We start from the raw sequence: 16,823 nt of genomic DNA, 5'->3' as shown, positions 1-16,823 counted from the left end.
TGTGTCGAAACTATTCGCTGCACGATTTTTTCACATCTCATCCAAGACAATTCCCCGGCTTTGTTTCTCTGCCAAGGCTCAGCTCATAAAGGCAGGGCGGCGGCGCACGTTCAGTAATATATAGCGTTGATGCCGTTGATCGGGCACCATTTGCCCCCACCGCGTTAACCGCCCACCCCGGCCAGCCTGGGCGAGGGGCGCACGCCACTGCATAATTTCGCAACTTCAACTTCCAATGGGTCCTAAAACGACATGGCAAACCCGGACGCCCTGAATCAGCAGCGAGCTTCAAATCGCCTGCTGCAACCGACCGTCAAATCCCATCTGGCATACACGCTGCTCTGCGCACTGGTCCTGATGGTGATGTTCTCCCTGCTGCGCCTGGCGTTGCTGGTCTACAACCGCGAGATGATCCTCGACACACCGGCCTCGACCTTCCTCGAAGCGTTCGCCAACGGCCTGCGCCTGGATATTCGCCTGGTGATGTACGTGCTGATCCCGCTGCTGCTGGCCTTGTTCAGCGTACGGGCCATGGCGGCACGTGGGTTCTTCCGGCTGTGGCTGACCGTCGCCTCCAGCATTGCGCTGTTCCTGGGCCTGATGGAGATGGACTTCTACCGCGAGTTTCACCAGCGTCTCAACGGCCTGGTCTTCCAGTATGTGAAGGAAGACCCGAAAACCGTGATGAGCATGCTCTGGTACGGTTTCCCGGTGGTGCGCTACCTGTTGGCCTGGGCCGTGGGCACGCTGATCCTGAGCATGGCCTTCAAGGGCGCCGACCGTGCGACGCGCCCGCGTGGCCCGTTCAGTGGCGGCAGTATCGGCACGCGCCAGGTGGCGCCGTGGTACAGCCGCATCGCGGTATTCGTGGTGTGCCTGCTGGTTGCTGTCGTCGCCATCCGCGGCACTCTGCGCCAGGGCCCGCCGCTGCGCTGGGGTGACGTGTACACCACCGATTCGAACTTCGCCAACCAGTTGGGCCTCAATGGCACGCTGTCGCTGATCGCCGCCGCCAAGTCGCGCTTCTCCGAAGAGCGTTCCAACATCTGGAAAGCCACCCTGGAGCAACCGCTGGCCACCCAGACCGTGCGTGACATGCTGGTGTTGCCAAGCGAGAAGCTGGTAGATACCGACACCGCTGCCGTGCGCCGTGATTACACGCCGCCGGCCGAGAAGACCCTGCCGATCAAGAACGTGGTCGTGATCCTGATGGAAAGCTTTGCCGGTCACTCGGTAGGCGCCTTGGGCCGTCCCGGCAATATCACGCCGTACTTCGACAAGTTGTCCAAGGAAGGCCTGCTGTTTGATCGCTTCTTCTCCAACGGCACCCACACCCACCAGGGTATGTTTGCCACCATGGCCTGTTTCCCGAACCTGCCGGGCTTCGAATACCTGATGCAGACCCCGGAAGGCAGTCACAAACTGTCGGGCCTGCCGCAGTTGCTCAGCGCGCGTGATTTCGACGATGTGTATGTCTACAACGGCGACTTCGCCTGGGACAACCAGTCGGGCTTCTTCAGCAACCAGGGCATGACCAACTTCATTGGCCGCAATGACTTCGTCAACCCGGTTTTCTCCGACCCGACCTGGGGCGTGTCCGACCAGGACATGTTCAACCGTGGCCTGGAAGAACTGAAGGCCCGCGAAGGTGGCAAGCCGTTCTACGCCCTGCTGCAAACTTTGTCCAACCACACCCCGTACGCATTGCCGACGCCATTGCCGGTTGAGAAAGTTACCGACCGTGGCAGCCTCAACGAGCATTTGACGGCCATGCGTTACTCCGACTGGGCGTTGGGCCAGTTCTTCGAGAAGGCCCGCAAGGAGCCGTACTTCAAGGAAACCCTGTTCGTGGTGGTGGGTGACCACGGCTTCGGTAACGAGCAGCAAATCACCGAGATGGACCTGGGGCGCTTCAACGTGCCGATGCTGATGATCGCGCCAGGCATGCAGGAAAAGTTCGGCGAGCGTGACCACACCGTGGGCACCCAGATCGATATCGTCCCGACCATCATGGGCCGCCTGGGCGGTGACACCCTGCACCAGTGCTGGGGCCGTGACCTGCTCAACCTGCCGGAAGGCGACAAGGGCTTCGGCGTGATCAAACCGTCGGGCAGCGATCAGACCGTCGCCCTGCTCACCGCCGACCGCGTGCTGGTCCTGCCCAAGGAAATGCCGCCCAAGCTGTGGCAATACGAACTGGGCGCCAACCCGACCGGCAAGGCGATTGAAGAGTCATCGGACGAAGCGGCATTGAAGCAGAAACTCGAGTCGTTCCTGCAGACCGCCACCAAGAGCCTGTTGGATAACACCGCAGGCGTGGTAGACGGTAAGCCGGATTAACCGATCGGCAATAAAAAAGAGGCCTCATCGAGGCCTCTTTTTTTTGTTCGTAAAAGCGCGTTTTATATTTTGCCGAGTAACAACAGCACCAGCAGAACGACCAGCACTACACCGAGGATACCCGACGGGCCATAGCCCCAGTTACGCGAGTGCGGGAACACTGGCAGGCCACCGACCAGCAACAGGATCAGGATAATGATCAGAATCAGGCTCATGGTTTTATTCCTTATAGGCCTTCTGTAAAGACCGGTTATTCAGCGGGAGTCTCGTCCACTTGATTATGGACGGCTTACCAACTCCGACTGCGCCGCTTCACAAAAAATTCCTTATTTTTTTAAAGCAATTTGGTTGCTGGCTTATTTCTTTTAACGCGTGCGCAACTGCATCAACTTAGTTGAAAAAGATTGAACTTAGTCTATGCGTGCGCATCCGACCGAGCCCGCAGTTTGCCTGGGGCATTCATCACTCTGATGGTGCGTGGGTGTGGCAAAAACCTTCGCTACACTGCCGGTCACTCCTCTGGTAAACCACAAGGCTACTTCCTATGCAAAACCGCATGATGATCACGGGCGCCGGGTCCGGCCTGGGCCGTGAAATCGCTCTGCGCTGGGCCCGAGAGGGTTGGCAGTTGGCTTTATCGGATGTCAGCGAGCCCGGCTTGCAGGAAACCCTCAAGCTAGTGCGCGAAGCCGGCGGCGACGGTTTCACCCAGCGCTGCGATGTGCGTGATTACAGCCAGCTCACCGCATTCGCGCAGGCGTGCGAAGTGAAGCTTGGCGGCATCGATGTGATCGTCAATAACGCGGGTGTGGCTTCTGGTGGGTTCTTTGCTGAACTGTCGCTGGAAGATTGGGACTGGCAAATCGCAATCAACCTGATGGGCGTGGTCAAGGGTTGCAAGGCATTCCTGCCGCTGCTGGAAAAGAGCAAGGGCCGCATTATCAACATCGCCTCGATGGCTGCGCTGATGCAGGGGCCGGCCATGAGCAACTACAACGTGGCCAAGGCCGGTGTGGTGGCGCTGTCGGAAAGCCTGTTGGTGGAGCTCAAGCAGCAGGAGGTCGGCGTGCATGTGGTCTGCCCGTCGTTTTTCCAGACCAATCTGCTCGATTCATTCCGTGGGCCCACGCCGGCGATGAAGGCACAGGTGGGCAAGTTGCTCGAGAGTTCACCGATTTCGGCGACGGATATCGCCGACTATATTTACCAGCGCGTGGCCGAAGGCGAGTTCATGATTCTGCCCCACGAGCAGGGGCGGATGGCATGGGCGCTCAAACAGAAAAAACCACAGTTGCTGTATGACGAGATGACGTTGATGGCCGACAAAATGCGCGCCAAGGCACAGGCCAACAAGGTCTGATCTGGGGGCGGTCTGTCAGGTAAGTTACCTATCTGTGTAGGTGGCGCCTGATTTGGCCGCAAGCCGTTGTGAGTTGTGCTGCAAACAAGGATGGTCGGGGTCCGGACACTGGAAAAGGACAACCGCCATGCTGGTCTTAAGCCGTGCTGTAGGCCAAACCATCGCCATCGGCGATGACATCGTCTTGCACATTCTCGAACTCAACGGTCATCACGTTAAATTCGGCATCGAAGCACCCGTAGGCGTCAGCGTGCACCGCGCCGAGGTGTACCGCAAAATCCTCGAGCGCAAGGCCAGCGCGACTTATCCGGTGCCGGTGCCCAACCCCTGATACCGTCAGTCAAACAGATGCTTGGGCACGTCGTGCTTGAGCATCAATTGGCATTGTTCGCTTTCCGGATCGAACACGATCAGGGCCTGGCCCTTGGTCAGTGCCTGGCGCACCCGCAATACACGGGTTTCCAGCGGTGTGTCGTCGCCATTGTCGGTGCCATCGCGGGTGACGAAATCTTCGATGAGACGGGTCAGGGTGTCGACTTCAAGCGCGTCGTAGGGAATCAGCATACAAGCCTCAGGTGTCAGGTCCCGGCGATGCTACTGTGCCGGGACCCATGTTGCCAGTATCAGCTGCTGCCGGCGTCTGACTTATGGCCGACCAGGCTGTCCACCGACGGCACACGGGTATCGTTCTCCATGTGCGTCTCATGTTCGATCTGATGGCTGAAGCGGTCCAGAGAGCCCTGGGCCGGTTGCGCGTCGCTGGCAAATACCGGTGGGCTGAGGATGTACGCGCCCAGCAGGCGACTGAGGGCCGCCAGGCTGTCGATATGGGTGCGCTCGTAGCCGTGGGTGGCGTCGCAACCGAACGCCAGCAGGGCCGTGCGAATGTCATGCCCGGCGGTCACCGCCGAATGCGCATCGCTGAAGTAATAGCGGAACAGGTCGCGGCGCACCGGCAACTCGTTATCCGCCGCCAGGCCCAGCAGGTGACGTGACAAGTGATAGTCATACGGCCCGCCGGAATCCTGCATGGCCACGCTCACCGCGTGCTCGCTGGAGTGCTGGCCGGGGGCGACCGGGGCGATATCGATACCGACGAACTCACTCACATCCCAGGGCAGGGCCGCCGCCGCGCCACTGCCGGTTTCCTCGGTGATGGTAAACAGCGGGTGGCAGTCGATCAGCAACGGCTCGCCGCTGTCGACGATCGCCTTGAGCGCGGCGAGCAGGGCGGCGACGCCGGCTTTGTCGTCCAGGTGACGCGCACTGATGTGCCCGCTTTCGGTGAACTCCGGCAGTGGGTCGAATGCCACGTAGTCGCCGATGCCGATGCCCAGGGAATCGCAATCGGCGCGGGTCGCGCAGTAGGCGTCCAGACGCAGTTCGACGTGGTCCCAGCTCACCGGCATTTCATCCACGGCGGTGTTGAACGCATGCCCGGAGGCCATCAAGGGCAACACGCTGCCGCGAATCACACCGCTGTCGGTGAACACGCTGACGCGGCTGCCTTCGGCAAAGCGGCTTGACCAGCAGCCCACCGGCGCCAGCGTCAGGCGGCCGTTGTCCTTGATGGCGCGTACGGCGGCGCCGATGGTGTCCAGGTGCGCGGAGACAGCGCGGTCGGGGCTGCTTTTCTGGCCCTTGAGGGTGGCGCGAATAGTACCGCGCCGGGTCATTTCAAACGGGATGCCAAGTTCTTCCAGGCGTTCGGCGACGTAGCGCACGATGGTGTCGGTAAACCCGGTGGGGCTGGGAATGGCGAGCATTTCCAGCAGTACTTTTTGCAGGTAGGCGAGATCCGGTTCGGGAATGGTTCGGGTCATGGAAACTCCTGATGAGTTGAGGGCATCGATGGTTTCGATGAGGTAAGGGGGAATGTAGTTGCCTTCACCGGCCTTATCGGGGGCCAGCCCCTCCCACCTTTGAAGGTGAACACCGTCAAAGGTGGGAGGGGGCTCCCGATAGCGGTTTCACATTCAGCACATTCCTCAAGCGGCCGGCTGACTGTGCGGAAACAACAGGTCCACAAACTTCTCAGCGGTCGGTTGCGGTTCATGGTTGGCAAGGCCGGCCCGCTCGTTGGCTTCGATAAACACGTACTCGGGTTGATCGGCGGCCGGCACGAGCAAGTCGAGGCCGACCACGGGAATGTCCAGGGCACGGGCGGCGCGTACGGCGGCGTCCACCAGGGTCGGGTGCAGGATCGCCGTGACGTCTTCCAGGCAACCACCGGTATGCAGGTTGGCGGTGCGACGCACGGCCAATTGCACGCCGCGTGGCAGCACGCTGTCGTAGTCATACCCGGCGGCTTTCAGGGTGCGCTCGGTTTCCGCATCCAGGGGGATCTTGCTTTCGCCATCGGTGGCAGCCTGGCGACGCCGGCTTTGGGCTTCGATCAAGGCGCGGATCGAATGCTGACCATCGCCTATCACTTCGGCCGGGCGCCGAATCGCGGCGGCAACCACTTCAAAGCCGATCACCAGAATGCGCAGGTCCAGGCCTTCGTGGAAGCTCTCGAGCAGCACCCGGCTGTCGAATTGGCGCGCCGCTTCAATCGCTTGCTGCACCTCCTCGATGGTCTGCAGATCCACCGCCACGCCCTGGCCTTGCTCGCCATCGAGGGGCTTGACCACGATGCGCTGATGCTCGTCGAGAAACTCCAGGTTGTCGTCGGCACTGCCCGCCAATTGCTGGGAAGGCAGTTTCAAACCGGCGGCTTTGAGCACCTTGTGGGTCAGGCTCTTATCCTGGCACAAGGTCATGCTGATGGCGCTGGTCAGGTCGCTCAACGACTCGCGGCAGCGTATGCGCCGCCCGCCGAGGCAGAGGGTAAACAGGCCGGCCTCGGCATCGTCCACCTGCACATCGATGCCGCGCCGGTGGGCTTCTTCAACGATGATCCGCGCATAGGGATTGAGCCCGGCCTGAGGGCCAGGGCCGAGGAACAGCGACTGGTTGATGCCGTTCTTGTGCTTGATCGCAAAGGTGGTCAGCGCCCGGAAGCCGAGCTTGGCATAGAGGTTTTTGGCCTGGCGGTTATCGTGCAGCACCGACAGGTCCAGATAGCCCAGGCCACGGCTCATGAAGTGTTCCACCAAGTGGCGCACCAGCACTTCACCCACGCCAGGCCGGGTGCATTGCGGGTCCACCGCCAGGCACCACAGGCTGCAGCCGTTTTCCGGGTCGTGAAAAGCTTTCTGGTGGTTCAGGCCCATCACGCTGCCGATGACCGCGCCGCTGTCTTCATCCTCCGCCAGCCAGTACACCGGGCCGCCTTGATGACGTGGCGTCAGGCGCTCGGGATCAACGGGTAACATGCCGCGTCCTTGATACAGCAGGTTTACCGCGTGCCAGTCGGCTTCGCTCTGTACACGGCGGATGCGGAAGCCGCGAAACACCCGTGTAGCGGGGCGATAGTCGCTGAACCATAGGCGCAGCGTATCGGAGGGGTCGAGGAACAGTTTCTGCGGATCGATCCCGAGAATCTGCTGGGGCGCGGCCACATACAGTGCGATGTCACGCTCGCCGGGCTGCTCCTTGAGCAACTCCTGGGCGAGGCTGGCCGGGTCGGGAAAGGTATGCCCGATCAGCAGGCGGCCCCAGCCGCAATGCACGGCAATCGGTTCGGGGCCTTGCGGGCTGCCGTCTTCGGCAAGCCGGGCCTGCAGGCGCTCGTAGGTCGGCGCCTGGACCTTGAGCAAGCGTTGGCTGTACGCCGCGGCGTTAGGTTTCATCGATCAGATTCCTTGTTCGCTGAGCCACAGGTTCAGCGCCGCCAGTTGCCACAGCTTGGAGCCGCGCAACGGGGTCAGTTGGCCTTGTGGGTCCGTCAGCAAGCGGTCGAGCATGGCGGGGTTGAACAAGCCACGGTCCTGGCTGGGGTCCAGCAGCAGTTCGCGTACCCAATTCAAGGTATCGCCCTGCAAATGCTTGAGACCGGGCACCGGGAAGTAGCCTTTCTTGCGGTCGATGACTTCGCTGGGGATCACGCGGCGCGCGGCCTCCTTGAGCACCTGTTTGCCGCCGTCGGGCAACTTGAACTTGCCCGGCACGCGGGCCGACAGTTCCACCAGGCGGTAGTCGAGAAACGGCGTACGCGCTTCCAGACCCCAGGCCATGGTCATGTTGTCGACGCGTTTGACCGGGTCGTCCACCAGCATCACCGTGCTGTCCAGGCGCAGGGCCTTGTCCACCGCAGCGTCCGCGCCTGGCATCGCAAAATGCTCGCGCACGAAGTCACCGGCGGCGTCGTTGGCGGTCAGCCATTTCGGCGCAACGGTGGCGGCATAGTCGTCGTAGCTGCGGTCGAAGAACGCTTCGCGGTACGCCGCATACGGGTCGCTGGCGCCGTCCACCTGCGGGTACCAGTGGTAACCGGCGAACAATTCGTCGGCGCCCTGGCCGCTTTGCACCACCTTGCAATGCTTGGCCACTTCCCGCGAGAGCAGGTAGAACGCGATGCAGTCATGGCTGACCATCGGTTCGCTCATGGCGCGAAAGGCCGCCGGCAATTGCTCGATGATCTCGCTCTCGGCGATGCGCAATTGGTGGTGATGGGTGCCGTAGTGCTTGGCAATCAGGTCCGAATACTGGAACTCATCGCCACGCTCGCCGCCGGCGTCTTCAAAACCGATGGAGAAGGTCGACAGGCCTTCCACGCCCACTTCGCGCAACAGGCCGACGAGCATGCTCGAGTCGACGCCGCCGGAGAGCAGCACGCCGACGTCCACGGCCGCGCGTTGGCGAATGGCCACGGCTTCGCGGGTGCTGTCGAGTACGCGGTCGGTCCAGTCTTCCAGGGTCAGGTGTTTTTCATCTTCATGGGGGCCGTAGGGCAGGGTCCACCAGGTTTTCTGTTCGGTCTTGCCATCGGCCTCGATGCGCATCCAGGTGGCTGGCGGCAGCTTTTCGATGCCCGCCAGCAGCGTGCGCGGAGCCGGCACCACCGCGTGGAAATTGAGGTAATGGTTGAGCGCGACCGGGTCGAGAATCGGGTTGATGTCGCCGCCCTTGAGCAACGCCGGCAACGCCGAGGCAAAGCGCAGGCGCTGGCCGGTACGCGACAGGTACAACGGCTTGACGCCGAGGCGGTCACGGGCGATGAACAGACGCTGGGCGTCTCGCTCCCAGATGGCAAAGGCGAACATGCCGTTGAGCTTGGGCAGCAGCGCTTCGCCCCAGGCGTGATAGCCCTTGAGCAGCACTTCAGTGTCGCCGCCCGAATAGAAGGCATAGCCCAGGGCTTCCAACTCTTGGCGCAGTTCCGGGAAGTTGTAGATCGCGCCGTTGAACGCCAGGGACAGGCCCGGTTGGGCGTCGACCATCGGTTGGGCAGAGCCGTCCGACAGGTCCATGATTTTCAGGCGGCGATGGCCCAGGGCAATCGGCCCTTGAGCATGGAAGCCCCAGGCGTCGGGGCCTCGAGGGGCGAGGTGATGCGTGATGCGTTCCACGGCTGCCAGGTCGGCAGGTTGATGATCAAAGCGTAACTCGCCAGCTAATCCACACATAAGTTCCTTACCGGTTTTTCCGTTGGGGAGGGGTCAATACTCAATACGCACCAAAAGGGCGCTTACCCAGAAACTGACCCCAGGCACAACGCCGGAGTTTTAGAACGATAAGTTATAAGTGGACTTTTATTAATGGCGCGCTTTGCATTGGTCCCTTGGCCCTCAGGTAGCCGTTCGCGATTTGCCGCGTATCAATTCGCGCAAGGCGAAGCGGTTGGGATGGCAGGCCTGGGCCACGCTCAGGGGCACGGGCAAGGGCTCGTTATCCAGCCACGCCGCCAGCAGTTGCGCCGATAGCGGTGCGGTGATCAACCCGCGAGAACCATGGCCGCTGTTGATGTACACACCGTCCAGCCATGGGCACGGCGTATCGGGTATTTGGCGTGCATCCCTGGCCAATACGCCGTACGCCTGGGCAAACGCGGTGGCATCGGCCAGCGGGCCGACGATGGGCAGGTAGTCGGGGCTGGTGCAGCGAAATGCGGCGCGGCCCTGCAGGGTTTCGAGCGGCTCGCCTTCAGGGTGCAAGGCGTCCAGCAAAGCCGGGGAAATTTCCCGCAGCATGGCCAGGTTATCGGCGTGTTCGGCGAGGGTGGGCGTCAGATCGTCGCTGTTGAAATCGAAACTGGCGCCCAGGGTGTGTTCGCCCAGGCGTGCCGGCGCGACGTAGCCCTGGCCGCAGACCACCGTGCTCAACGCTTGGCTGGCGGCGGTCTGCGCCAGGCAGGTGATCTGCCCGCGAATACGCTTGAGCGGCAGCGCGGCGCTGAAGGGGAAGCGCTTGATCTCGGCGGCGCCGGCCAGAATCACCACCGGCGCGCTGGCGATCAGCGTCTTACCGTTGCGGGCCTGCCACTGGCCGTCGATGCGTTGCAACGTCAGCGCCTCTTCATGCAAGCGCACCTGCACCCCGGGATGGCGGGCCTGCCACTCGCACAGCGCAGGCGGATGGACCCAGCCGCCTTCGGGAAAAAACAGCCCGCCCATGTCCAGCGGTATCTGCGCGTAGGCTTGCGCCTGGGTTGCATCTACGCGGTGCAGCAGACCCGGCGCGAACGCCTCGGCCAGTTGCGCCTGGCGTTCGGCCTCCTTGGCATTGAACGCCAGTTGCAGCACACCGCAGGCGTCCCAATCCACCCCGCGCTGTAAATGCTCCAGCAGCCGGCGCGTGTAGCCAAAACCGCTGACGATCAACTGCGACAGCGCCGTGCCATGGGCCGAGAGCTTCAGGTACAGCACGCCCTGCGGGTTGCCGGAGGCTTCCTGGGCCAGGGCGTCGTGGCGTTCCAGCAGGCACACCTGCCAGCCCCGCGCCGCCAGGCTGGCTGCGGTGCAGCAACCGGCCAGCCCACCGCCGATCACCAGCGCTCGGCGTTCACCGGGCGCAGGTGCTGGCCGCGCGAACCACGGCGCGATCACGGCGGGCGGTGGCGTGTGTTCGGGCCAGCCGAGAAACTCCCCGCGCAGGATCTCCCATTTGTGGCCGATGCCCGGCGTGCGTTTCATCTTGAAGCCGGCGGCATTGATCAAGCGCCTTACCCAACCGGTGCTGGTGAAGGTGCTGATGGTCGAGCCCGGTGCCGCCAGGCGCGCCAGTTCGGCGAACAGCTCGGCGGTCCACATGTCCGGGTTTTTCGCCGGGGCGAAGCCGTCGAGAAACCAGGCGTCAACCTGCGTATCCAGTTGCGGCAATTGCTTCAGGGCATCGCCGATCAGCAGTGTCAGGGTCACGCGGCCATTGTCCAGCACCAGCTGCTGGAAGCCTGGGTGAATGGCGATGTACTGGGCCAGCAGCGCTTCGGCGTAGGGTTGAAGCTCAGGCCAGAGGGCGAGGGCGCGTTGCAGGTCGGCGTGGCTCAGCGGGTACTTCTCCACGCTGACAAAATGCAGGCGCGCCCCGGCCACCGCGTGTTGATCGAACAGCTGCCAGGCGCACAAGAAATTCAAGCCGGTGCCGAAGCCGGTTTCGCCGATGACCAGCCGCCCACCTGCCGGCAAGGCGGCGAAGCGCTCCTGCAAACGGTTCTGTTGCAGGAACACATAGCGGGTTTCTTCAAGGCCCGACTGGTCGGAGAAATACACGTCGTTGAACATCCGCGAATGCGGGCGGCCGTGGTCGTCCCAGTCGAGCTGGGCGTGGGCGATGGGGGTCATGGGCGGCTCATAAATAGACAGCGGGCAAACACAAGGCGGCCATTCTAGCCGATCGACAGGCCTGGAATTGACCCATGGCAAGCCTCGGTGGAATTTCCCTCCGCGTGTTGCTGCCCAATCCGCTAGTCTTGAGCCATCTTGAAACGGAGCAGCCCATGTTCGAATCCGCCGAAATCGGTCACGCCATCGACAAAGACACCTTTGAGGCCGAAGTGCCCGCCCTGCGCGAAGCCTTGCTGGAAGTGCAGTATGAGCTGCAACAGCAAAAGCGCTTTCCGGTGATCATCCTGATCAACGGCATCGAGGGCGCGGGCAAGGGCGAGACGATCAAGCTGCTCAACGAGTGGATGGACCCGCGCCTGATCGAAGTGCGCACCTTCGACCAGCAGACCGATGAGGAACTGGCGCGCCCACCGGCCTGGCGTTACTGGCGGCAACTGCCGGCCAAGGGCCGCATGGGGATTTTCTTTGGCAACTGGTACAGCCAGATGCTGCAGAGCCGGGTTCACGGGCGCATCAAGGACGCGCGTCTGGACCAAGCCATCGCCGGCGCCGAGCGCCTGGAAAAGATGCTCTGCGATGAAGGGGCGCTGATCTTCAAGTTCTGGTTCCACCTGTCCAAGAAGCAGATGAAGGCACGCCTCAAGGCGCTGGCCGATGACCCGCTGCACAGCTGGCGCATCAGCCCGTTGGATTGGCAGCAGTCGGCGACCTACGACAAGTTCGTGCATTTCGGCGAGCGCGTGCTGCGCCGCACCAGCCGCGACTACGCGCCGTGGCATGTAATCGAAGGTGTCGACCCTCACTACCGTGGGCTCACCGTGGGCAAGATTCTGCTCGAGGGTTTGCAGAATGCCTTGAAGCTGCCCAAGGGCAAGGCCAGCGGCATGAACCCGGCGCCCTTGATTGCGTCGGTGGACGAGAAAAGCCTGCTCGACAGCCTCGACCTGTCCCTGCGCCTGGACAAGGACGATTACGAAGAACAACTGATTACCGAACAAGCGCGCTTCTCCGGCCTGATGCGCGACAAACGCATGCGCAAGCACGCGTTGGTAAGTGTCTTCGAAGGCAACGACGCGGCCGGCAAGGGCGGCGCGATCCGACGCGTGGCGGCGGCGCTGGACCCGCGCCAGTACCACATCGTGCCGATTGCCGCGCCCAGTGAAGACGAACGCGCCCAGCCTTACTTGTGGCGGTTCTGGCAGAAGATCCCGGCCCGCGGCATGTTTACCGTGTTCGACCGCTCCTGGTACGGCCGCGTACTGGTGGAGCGCATCGAAGGCTTCTGCACCCCGGCCGACTGGATGCGCGCCTATGGCGAGATCAATGACTTCGAAGAGCAATTGCGCGATGCCGGGGTGATCGTGGTCAAGTTCTGGCTGGCCATCGACAAGGACACCCAACTGGAGCGCTTTCAGGCGCGCGAAGAAATCCCTTTCAAACGCTTCAAGATCACCGAAGACGACTGGCGCAACCGCGACAAGTGGGACGATTACCGCGCCGCTGTCGGCGACATGGTCGACCGTACCAGCACCGAAATTGCGCCCTGGACCCTGGTGGAGGCCAATGACAAGCGCTGGGCCAGGGTCAAGGTGCTGCGCACCCTCAACCGCGCGCTGGAAGATGCGTTTGCCAAGAGCGACAAGCACGACAAGAAGAAAAAGAAATGACCTGATCAGAATTATTGGTCGACCACAGTCCAAATGTGGGAGGGGGCTTGCCCCCGATAGCGGTGGGTCAGTTACTGATTTATTGACTGACACTCTGCTATCGGGGGCAAGCCCCCTCCCACAATTTGACCGCATTCACTCAGGCCAGTGGCGATACTTCGCCAACCCGCAGCTGGCATGGCCGGGCGCGTGATACCTGACAACGCCAATCAAAGGTGGGAGGGGGCTTGCCCCCGATAGCGGTGGGTCAGTTACTGATTTATTGACTGTCACCCTGCTATCGAGGGCAAGCCCCCTCCCACAATTTGACCGCATTCACTCAGGCCAGTGGCGATACTTCGCCAACCCGCAGCTGGCATGGCCGGGCGCGTGATACCTGACAACGCCAATCAAAGGTGGGAGGGGGCTTGCCCCCGATAGCGGTGGGTCAGTTACTGATTTATTGACTGACACCCTGCTATCGAGGGCTTGCCCCCTCCCACAATTTGACCGCATTCACTCAGGCCAGTGGCGATACTTCGCCAACCCGCAGCTGGCATGGCCGGGCGCGTGATACCTGACAACGCCAATCAAAGGTGGGAGGGGGCTTGCCCCCGATAGCGGTGGGTCAGTTACTGATTTATTGACTGTCACCCTGCTATCGGGAGCAAGCCCCCTCCCACAATTTGACCGCATTCACTCAGGCCAGTGGCGATACTTCGCCAACCCGCAGCTGGCATGGCCGGGCGCGTGATACCTGACAACGCCAATCAAAGGTGGGAGGGGGCTTGCCCCCGATAGCGGTGGGTCAGTTACTGATTTATTGACTGACACTCTGCTATCGGGGGCAAGCCCCCTCCCACATTTGATCTCCATGCAGCCGATAGACCGCATCCTGGCTGCCATGCTTTTGCATCCATGCAGTGAATGATCATCGCGGTCGCCCAGGGCCCGCTCTATCCTCGATCCACAACCACAAGATCGAGGTAGCCCATGCGTGAAGTAGTGATCGTCGACAGCGTGCGAACCGGCCTGGCCAAGTCCTTTCGCGGAAAGTTCAACCAGACGCGGCCTGATGACATGGCGGCCCATTGCGTAAACGCGCTGTTGAGCCGCAATGGCATCGACCCGGCGACGGTGGAGGACTGCATTGTTGGCGCCGGCTCCAACGAGGGCGCCCAGGGCTACAACATCGGACGCAACGTGGCGGTGCTGTCGCGACTGGGCACCGGTACGGCGGGCATGACGCTCAACCGTTTCTGTTCGTCGGGCTTGCAGGCGATTGCCATTGCCGCCAACCAGATTGCCTCGGGGTGCAGCGACATCATTGTCGCCGGCGGCGTTGAATCCATCAGCCTGACCATGAAAAGCGTCAACACCGACCACCTGATCAACCCGCTGCTCAAAGAGCAGGTGCCGGGTATCTATTTCCCCATGGGCCAGACCGCCGAAATCGTCGCGCGGCGCTACCACGTCAGCCGCGAAGACCAGGACCTGTATGCCCTGCAGAGCCAGCAGCGCACCGCACAGGCCCAGGCCGATGGCCTGTTTGACGATGAAATCGTGCCGATGGCGGTCAAGTACAGCGTCGAAGACAAAGCCACCGGCCAGGTACAGGTGCTCGATGGCGTGGTCGACCGCGACGACTGCAATCGCCCCGACACCACCCTGGCCAGCCTCAGTGGCCTGAAGCCGGTGTTTGCCGAAGACGGTTCGGTGACAGCAGGTAATTCGTCGCAGCTGTCCGACGGCGCGTCGATGACCTTGGTGATGAGCCTGGAAAGGGCCCTGGCGCTGGGGCTCAAGCCCAAGGCGTTCTTTCGCGGTTTTACCGTGGCCGGGTGCGAGCCCGACGAAATGGGCATCGGCCCGGTGTTCTCGGTGCCCAAGTTGCTCAAGGCCAAAGGCTTGCAGGTAGCGGACATCGACCTGTGGGAACTCAACGAAGCGTTTGCCTCGCAGTGCCTGTACGCCCGTAATCGCCTGGAAATCGACAATGCCCGGTACAACGTCAACGGCGGCTCCATCGCCATAGGCCATCCATTCGGCATGACCGGGTCACGGCAAGTGGGGCACCTGGTGCGTGAGCTGCAACGGCGTGATTTACGCTACGGCATCGTCACCATGTGCGTGGGTGGCGGGATGGGCGCAACCGGGTTGTTTGAAGCGGTGCGCTAGATGGATTGACGGTTGCAGCACGTGTCACAGGGGGAGCTTTGCTCCCCCTGTTTGCATCTGCCATTCATCAACGCCACTTGCCCGTCGGCTGAATTCCTTAGTTGCAAAATCCCAGTAAGGTTTATTGTTTTTAAAGTCTGTGTAGCCATATTCTTACGGCTGTATCTGGCGCTGAATTATTAGCATTAACTCGTTTGTAGTCCAATTCCTTCAGCTGATTTAAAAGTTTTGGCAAAGTGCCATAAATTTCCTGCAAGCCTTGATATGCAAGGGCTACACGGTTAAACGAAACAGCTGGCTTACTTCTTCAAGTGTGAAGCGGACACTTGCCCGGCGTTGAGCGTGGTCCTGAAATGCAATACAACAAGTTGGAAAAGCATCTCAGGAGCAACCCCCTCGAAGCACTGGTCATACCGCTCTTTTAATCAGCCCTGTGCCTATCGGTGGCAAGGCTTCTTAATGACACTTGTTAAGTGGGAATCTGTAGATGAAAACCAAAATGAAAACTGTGCTGTTGTCTGTCGGTCTGCTGGCGGGCTCGGTGTCGATGGCGCACGCGGCGGACGGAACGGTTACGTTTTTGGGGTCGGTGCACTCCGGGGCTTGCTCTATCAAGCCTGACTCCGTTGATCAAACCGTTCGCCTGGGGGCGATTGCAAAGCATCAGTTGCAATCGGGGGGCAAGTCGGAGGCCCGGCGCGTGCTGATCGAACTGGAAGGTTGCGACCTGACGGGCCTCACCGACAACACCGTCACCACGACCTTCACCGGCGCGCCCTCCACCGTTGTGCCGGGCGCGATCGGTACGGTCGGCGGTGCTGGCGGCGTGGGCATCATGATGACCCACGGCGGCGACCTGGTTAAGTTGGGTGTGCCTACCGCCCCGCAAATCATTTCCGTTGGGGACAACACTCTGGAATTCGGTGCCTATGTACAAGGCGCCACCACTGGCACGATCGTCCCTGGCGACTTCAGTGCGGTCACCAATTTCACCTTGGCTTATCAGTAAGTTTTGCCCCCGCCACCTGGTGTGGCGGGGGAACGCTGACGGGAGGTCCAGGTGAACACATTCATACGTCTGGCTATCGCCTCTTCATTGACGACATTCATCAGCCCTTGTGTGGTCGCCCAGGCGCCTGCGCAAGGCGATGGGGTCGTGCTGCTCGGAGGCGAAGTGATTGATTCTGCCTGCGGGCTGGAACTGGCCAGTATCGATCAAACCATCGAGATGCCGCCCGAACCGGTTGGCCGGCTCTTGCGCAACACGCGGGGCGAAGACCATCCCTTCCAGCTGCGCTTGGTCAATTGCTCGTTGACCCGCCCGGACCCGTCGCGCCCAGGTGCAACCCTGCCTGACTGGGAACACATGCGCGTGACGTTCGACGGGCCCACCGACAGGGCAGGGCTTTCCTTCGCCGTGTTTGGCGCCTCGCAGGGGGTGGCGTTGCACATCGTGGATGCCGCCGGCCAGGAGAGCCTGCCGGGGCAACGCATGGCCCCGGTCCCGCTGGCGGAGGGTGACATGACGCTCAATTACCGGTTTTACCTGGTCGGCAACGGCTTGCCATTGGTGGTTGGGGCTCACAGTGCCGCGGTGCGGTTCAAGTTGGAATACTTTTGAACAGTGATGGA

General features: G+C 61.6%; 13 protein-coding genes. 7 read left to right on the top strand and 6 right to left on the bottom strand.

What is annotated here, in order from left to right; all coding sequences use genetic code 11:
- The first annotated feature begins 252 nt into the window (after window positions 1-252).
- Window positions 253-2,340, top strand: a complete 2,088-nt coding sequence (locus C4J94_RS18605) for an LTA synthase family protein (RefSeq protein WP_124387502.1) — start codon at window positions 253-255, stop codon at window positions 2,338-2,340.
- Window positions 2,341-2,402: 62 nt separating this feature from the next.
- Here C4J94_RS18605 and C4J94_RS18600 read toward each other — a convergent pair whose 3' ends face one another.
- On the bottom strand, window positions 2,403-2,555 hold the full coding sequence (locus C4J94_RS18600) for a DUF3309 family protein (RefSeq protein WP_003192767.1): 153 nt from the start codon (window positions 2,553-2,555) through the stop codon (window positions 2,403-2,405).
- A 329-nt stretch (window positions 2,556-2,884) separates the two neighbouring features.
- Between C4J94_RS18600 and C4J94_RS18595 the strand changes: the two genes are divergently transcribed.
- Window positions 2,885-3,700 carry an SDR family oxidoreductase gene (locus C4J94_RS18595; RefSeq protein WP_124387501.1) on the top strand — a complete coding sequence of 272 codons (816 nt, stop codon included), beginning with the start codon at window positions 2,885-2,887 and terminating at the stop codon, window positions 3,698-3,700.
- 127 nt (window positions 3,701-3,827) lie between these two features.
- The gene (gene csrA, locus C4J94_RS18590; RefSeq protein WP_124387500.1) at window positions 3,828-4,031 is read left to right on the top strand and encodes a carbon storage regulator CsrA; all 204 of its coding nucleotides are present in this window, start codon (window positions 3,828-3,830) and stop codon (window positions 4,029-4,031) included.
- A gap of 5 nt (window positions 4,032-4,036) precedes the next feature.
- Here csrA and C4J94_RS18585 read toward each other — a convergent pair whose 3' ends face one another.
- The 5 genes from C4J94_RS18585 to mnmC form a co-directional block, all read right to left on the bottom strand.
- Complete coding sequence (locus tag C4J94_RS18585; protein ID WP_003192759.1) at window positions 4,037-4,264, bottom strand: YheU family protein; 228 nt, start codon at window positions 4,262-4,264, stop codon at window positions 4,037-4,039.
- A 59-nt stretch (window positions 4,265-4,323) separates the two neighbouring features.
- On the bottom strand, window positions 4,324-5,523 hold the full coding sequence (locus C4J94_RS18580) for an osmoprotectant NAGGN system M42 family peptidase (protein WP_124387499.1): 1,200 nt from the start codon (window positions 5,521-5,523) through the stop codon (window positions 4,324-4,326).
- A 165-nt stretch (window positions 5,524-5,688) separates the two neighbouring features.
- Entirely contained in the window at window positions 5,689-7,434 is a 1,746-nt protein-coding gene (gene ngg, locus C4J94_RS18575; protein WP_124387498.1) for an N-acetylglutaminylglutamine synthetase, read from the bottom strand.
- A gap of 3 nt (window positions 7,435-7,437) precedes the next feature.
- Window positions 7,438-9,210 carry an N-acetylglutaminylglutamine amidotransferase gene (locus C4J94_RS18570; protein ID WP_124387497.1) on the bottom strand — a complete coding sequence of 591 codons (1,773 nt, stop codon included), beginning with the start codon at window positions 9,208-9,210 and terminating at the stop codon, window positions 7,438-7,440.
- 162 nt (window positions 9,211-9,372) lie between these two features.
- Window positions 9,373-11,364 (bottom strand): bifunctional tRNA (5-methylaminomethyl-2-thiouridine)(34)-methyltransferase MnmD/FAD-dependent 5-carboxymethylaminomethyl-2-thiouridine(34) oxidoreductase MnmC, encoded by a 1,992-nt coding sequence (gene mnmC / locus C4J94_RS18565; protein WP_124387496.1) that lies wholly within the window; start codon window positions 11,362-11,364, stop codon window positions 9,373-9,375.
- 155 nt (window positions 11,365-11,519) lie between these two features.
- Between mnmC and pap the strand changes: the two genes are divergently transcribed.
- From pap to C4J94_RS18545, 4 genes are all read left to right on the top strand, one after another.
- Window positions 11,520-13,034, top strand: coding sequence for a polyphosphate:AMP phosphotransferase (pap, locus tag C4J94_RS18560; protein WP_124387495.1), 1,515 nt, complete (start codon window positions 11,520-11,522; stop codon window positions 13,032-13,034).
- A gap of 972 nt (window positions 13,035-14,006) precedes the next feature.
- Window positions 14,007-15,191, top strand: a complete 1,185-nt coding sequence (locus C4J94_RS18555) for a thiolase family protein (RefSeq protein WP_124387494.1) — start codon at window positions 14,007-14,009, stop codon at window positions 15,189-15,191.
- A 499-nt stretch (window positions 15,192-15,690) separates the two neighbouring features.
- Entirely contained in the window at window positions 15,691-16,200 is a 510-nt protein-coding gene (locus tag C4J94_RS18550; RefSeq protein ID WP_124387493.1) for a fimbrial protein, read from the top strand.
- A 51-nt stretch (window positions 16,201-16,251) separates the two neighbouring features.
- Window positions 16,252-16,812: a fimbrial protein gene (locus C4J94_RS18545; protein ID WP_124387492.1), complete on the top strand. Its 561-nt coding sequence runs from the start codon at window positions 16,252-16,254 to the stop codon at window positions 16,810-16,812.
- Window positions 16,813-16,823: the final 11 nt, after the last annotated feature.

The sequence above is a fragment of the Pseudomonas sp. R5-89-07 genome, assembly GCF_003851685.1.
GTDB lineage: Bacteria > Pseudomonadota > Gammaproteobacteria > Pseudomonadales > Pseudomonadaceae > Aquipseudomonas.
Note: the sequence above shows the minus strand (reverse complement) of the source record. Positions and strands in the feature narration are given on the sequence as shown.

What these genes read in the sequence shown, in the direction of transcription:
- C4J94_RS18605 (WP_124387502.1), top strand. Translation starts at nt 253, where the DNA reads ATGGCAAACCCGGACGCCCTGAATCAGCAGCGAGCTTCAAATCGCCTG.
- C4J94_RS18600 (WP_003192767.1), bottom strand. Translation starts at nt 2,555, where the DNA reads ATGAGCCTGATTCTGATCATTATCCTGATCCTGTTGCTGGTCGGTGGC.
- C4J94_RS18595 (WP_124387501.1), top strand. Translation starts at nt 2,885, where the DNA reads ATGCAAAACCGCATGATGATCACGGGCGCCGGGTCCGGCCTGGGCCGT.
- csrA (WP_124387500.1), top strand. Translation starts at nt 3,828, where the DNA reads ATGCTGGTCTTAAGCCGTGCTGTAGGCCAAACCATCGCCATCGGCGAT.
- C4J94_RS18585 (WP_003192759.1), bottom strand. Translation starts at nt 4,264, where the DNA reads ATGCTGATTCCCTACGACGCGCTTGAAGTCGACACCCTGACCCGTCTC.
- C4J94_RS18580 (WP_124387499.1), bottom strand. Translation starts at nt 5,523, where the DNA reads ATGACCCGAACCATTCCCGAACCGGATCTCGCCTACCTGCAAAAAGTA.
- ngg (WP_124387498.1), bottom strand. Translation starts at nt 7,434, where the DNA reads ATGAAACCTAACGCCGCGGCGTACAGCCAACGCTTGCTCAAGGTCCAG.
- C4J94_RS18570 (WP_124387497.1), bottom strand. Translation starts at nt 9,210, where the DNA reads ATGTGTGGATTAGCTGGCGAGTTACGCTTTGATCATCAACCTGCCGAC.
- mnmC (WP_124387496.1), bottom strand. Translation starts at nt 11,364, where the DNA reads ATGACCCCCATCGCCCACGCCCAGCTCGACTGGGACGACCACGGCCGC.
- pap (WP_124387495.1), top strand. Translation starts at nt 11,520, where the DNA reads ATGTTCGAATCCGCCGAAATCGGTCACGCCATCGACAAAGACACCTTT.
- C4J94_RS18555 (WP_124387494.1), top strand. Translation starts at nt 14,007, where the DNA reads ATGCGTGAAGTAGTGATCGTCGACAGCGTGCGAACCGGCCTGGCCAAG.
- C4J94_RS18550 (WP_124387493.1), top strand. Translation starts at nt 15,691, where the DNA reads ATGAAAACTGTGCTGTTGTCTGTCGGTCTGCTGGCGGGCTCGGTGTCG.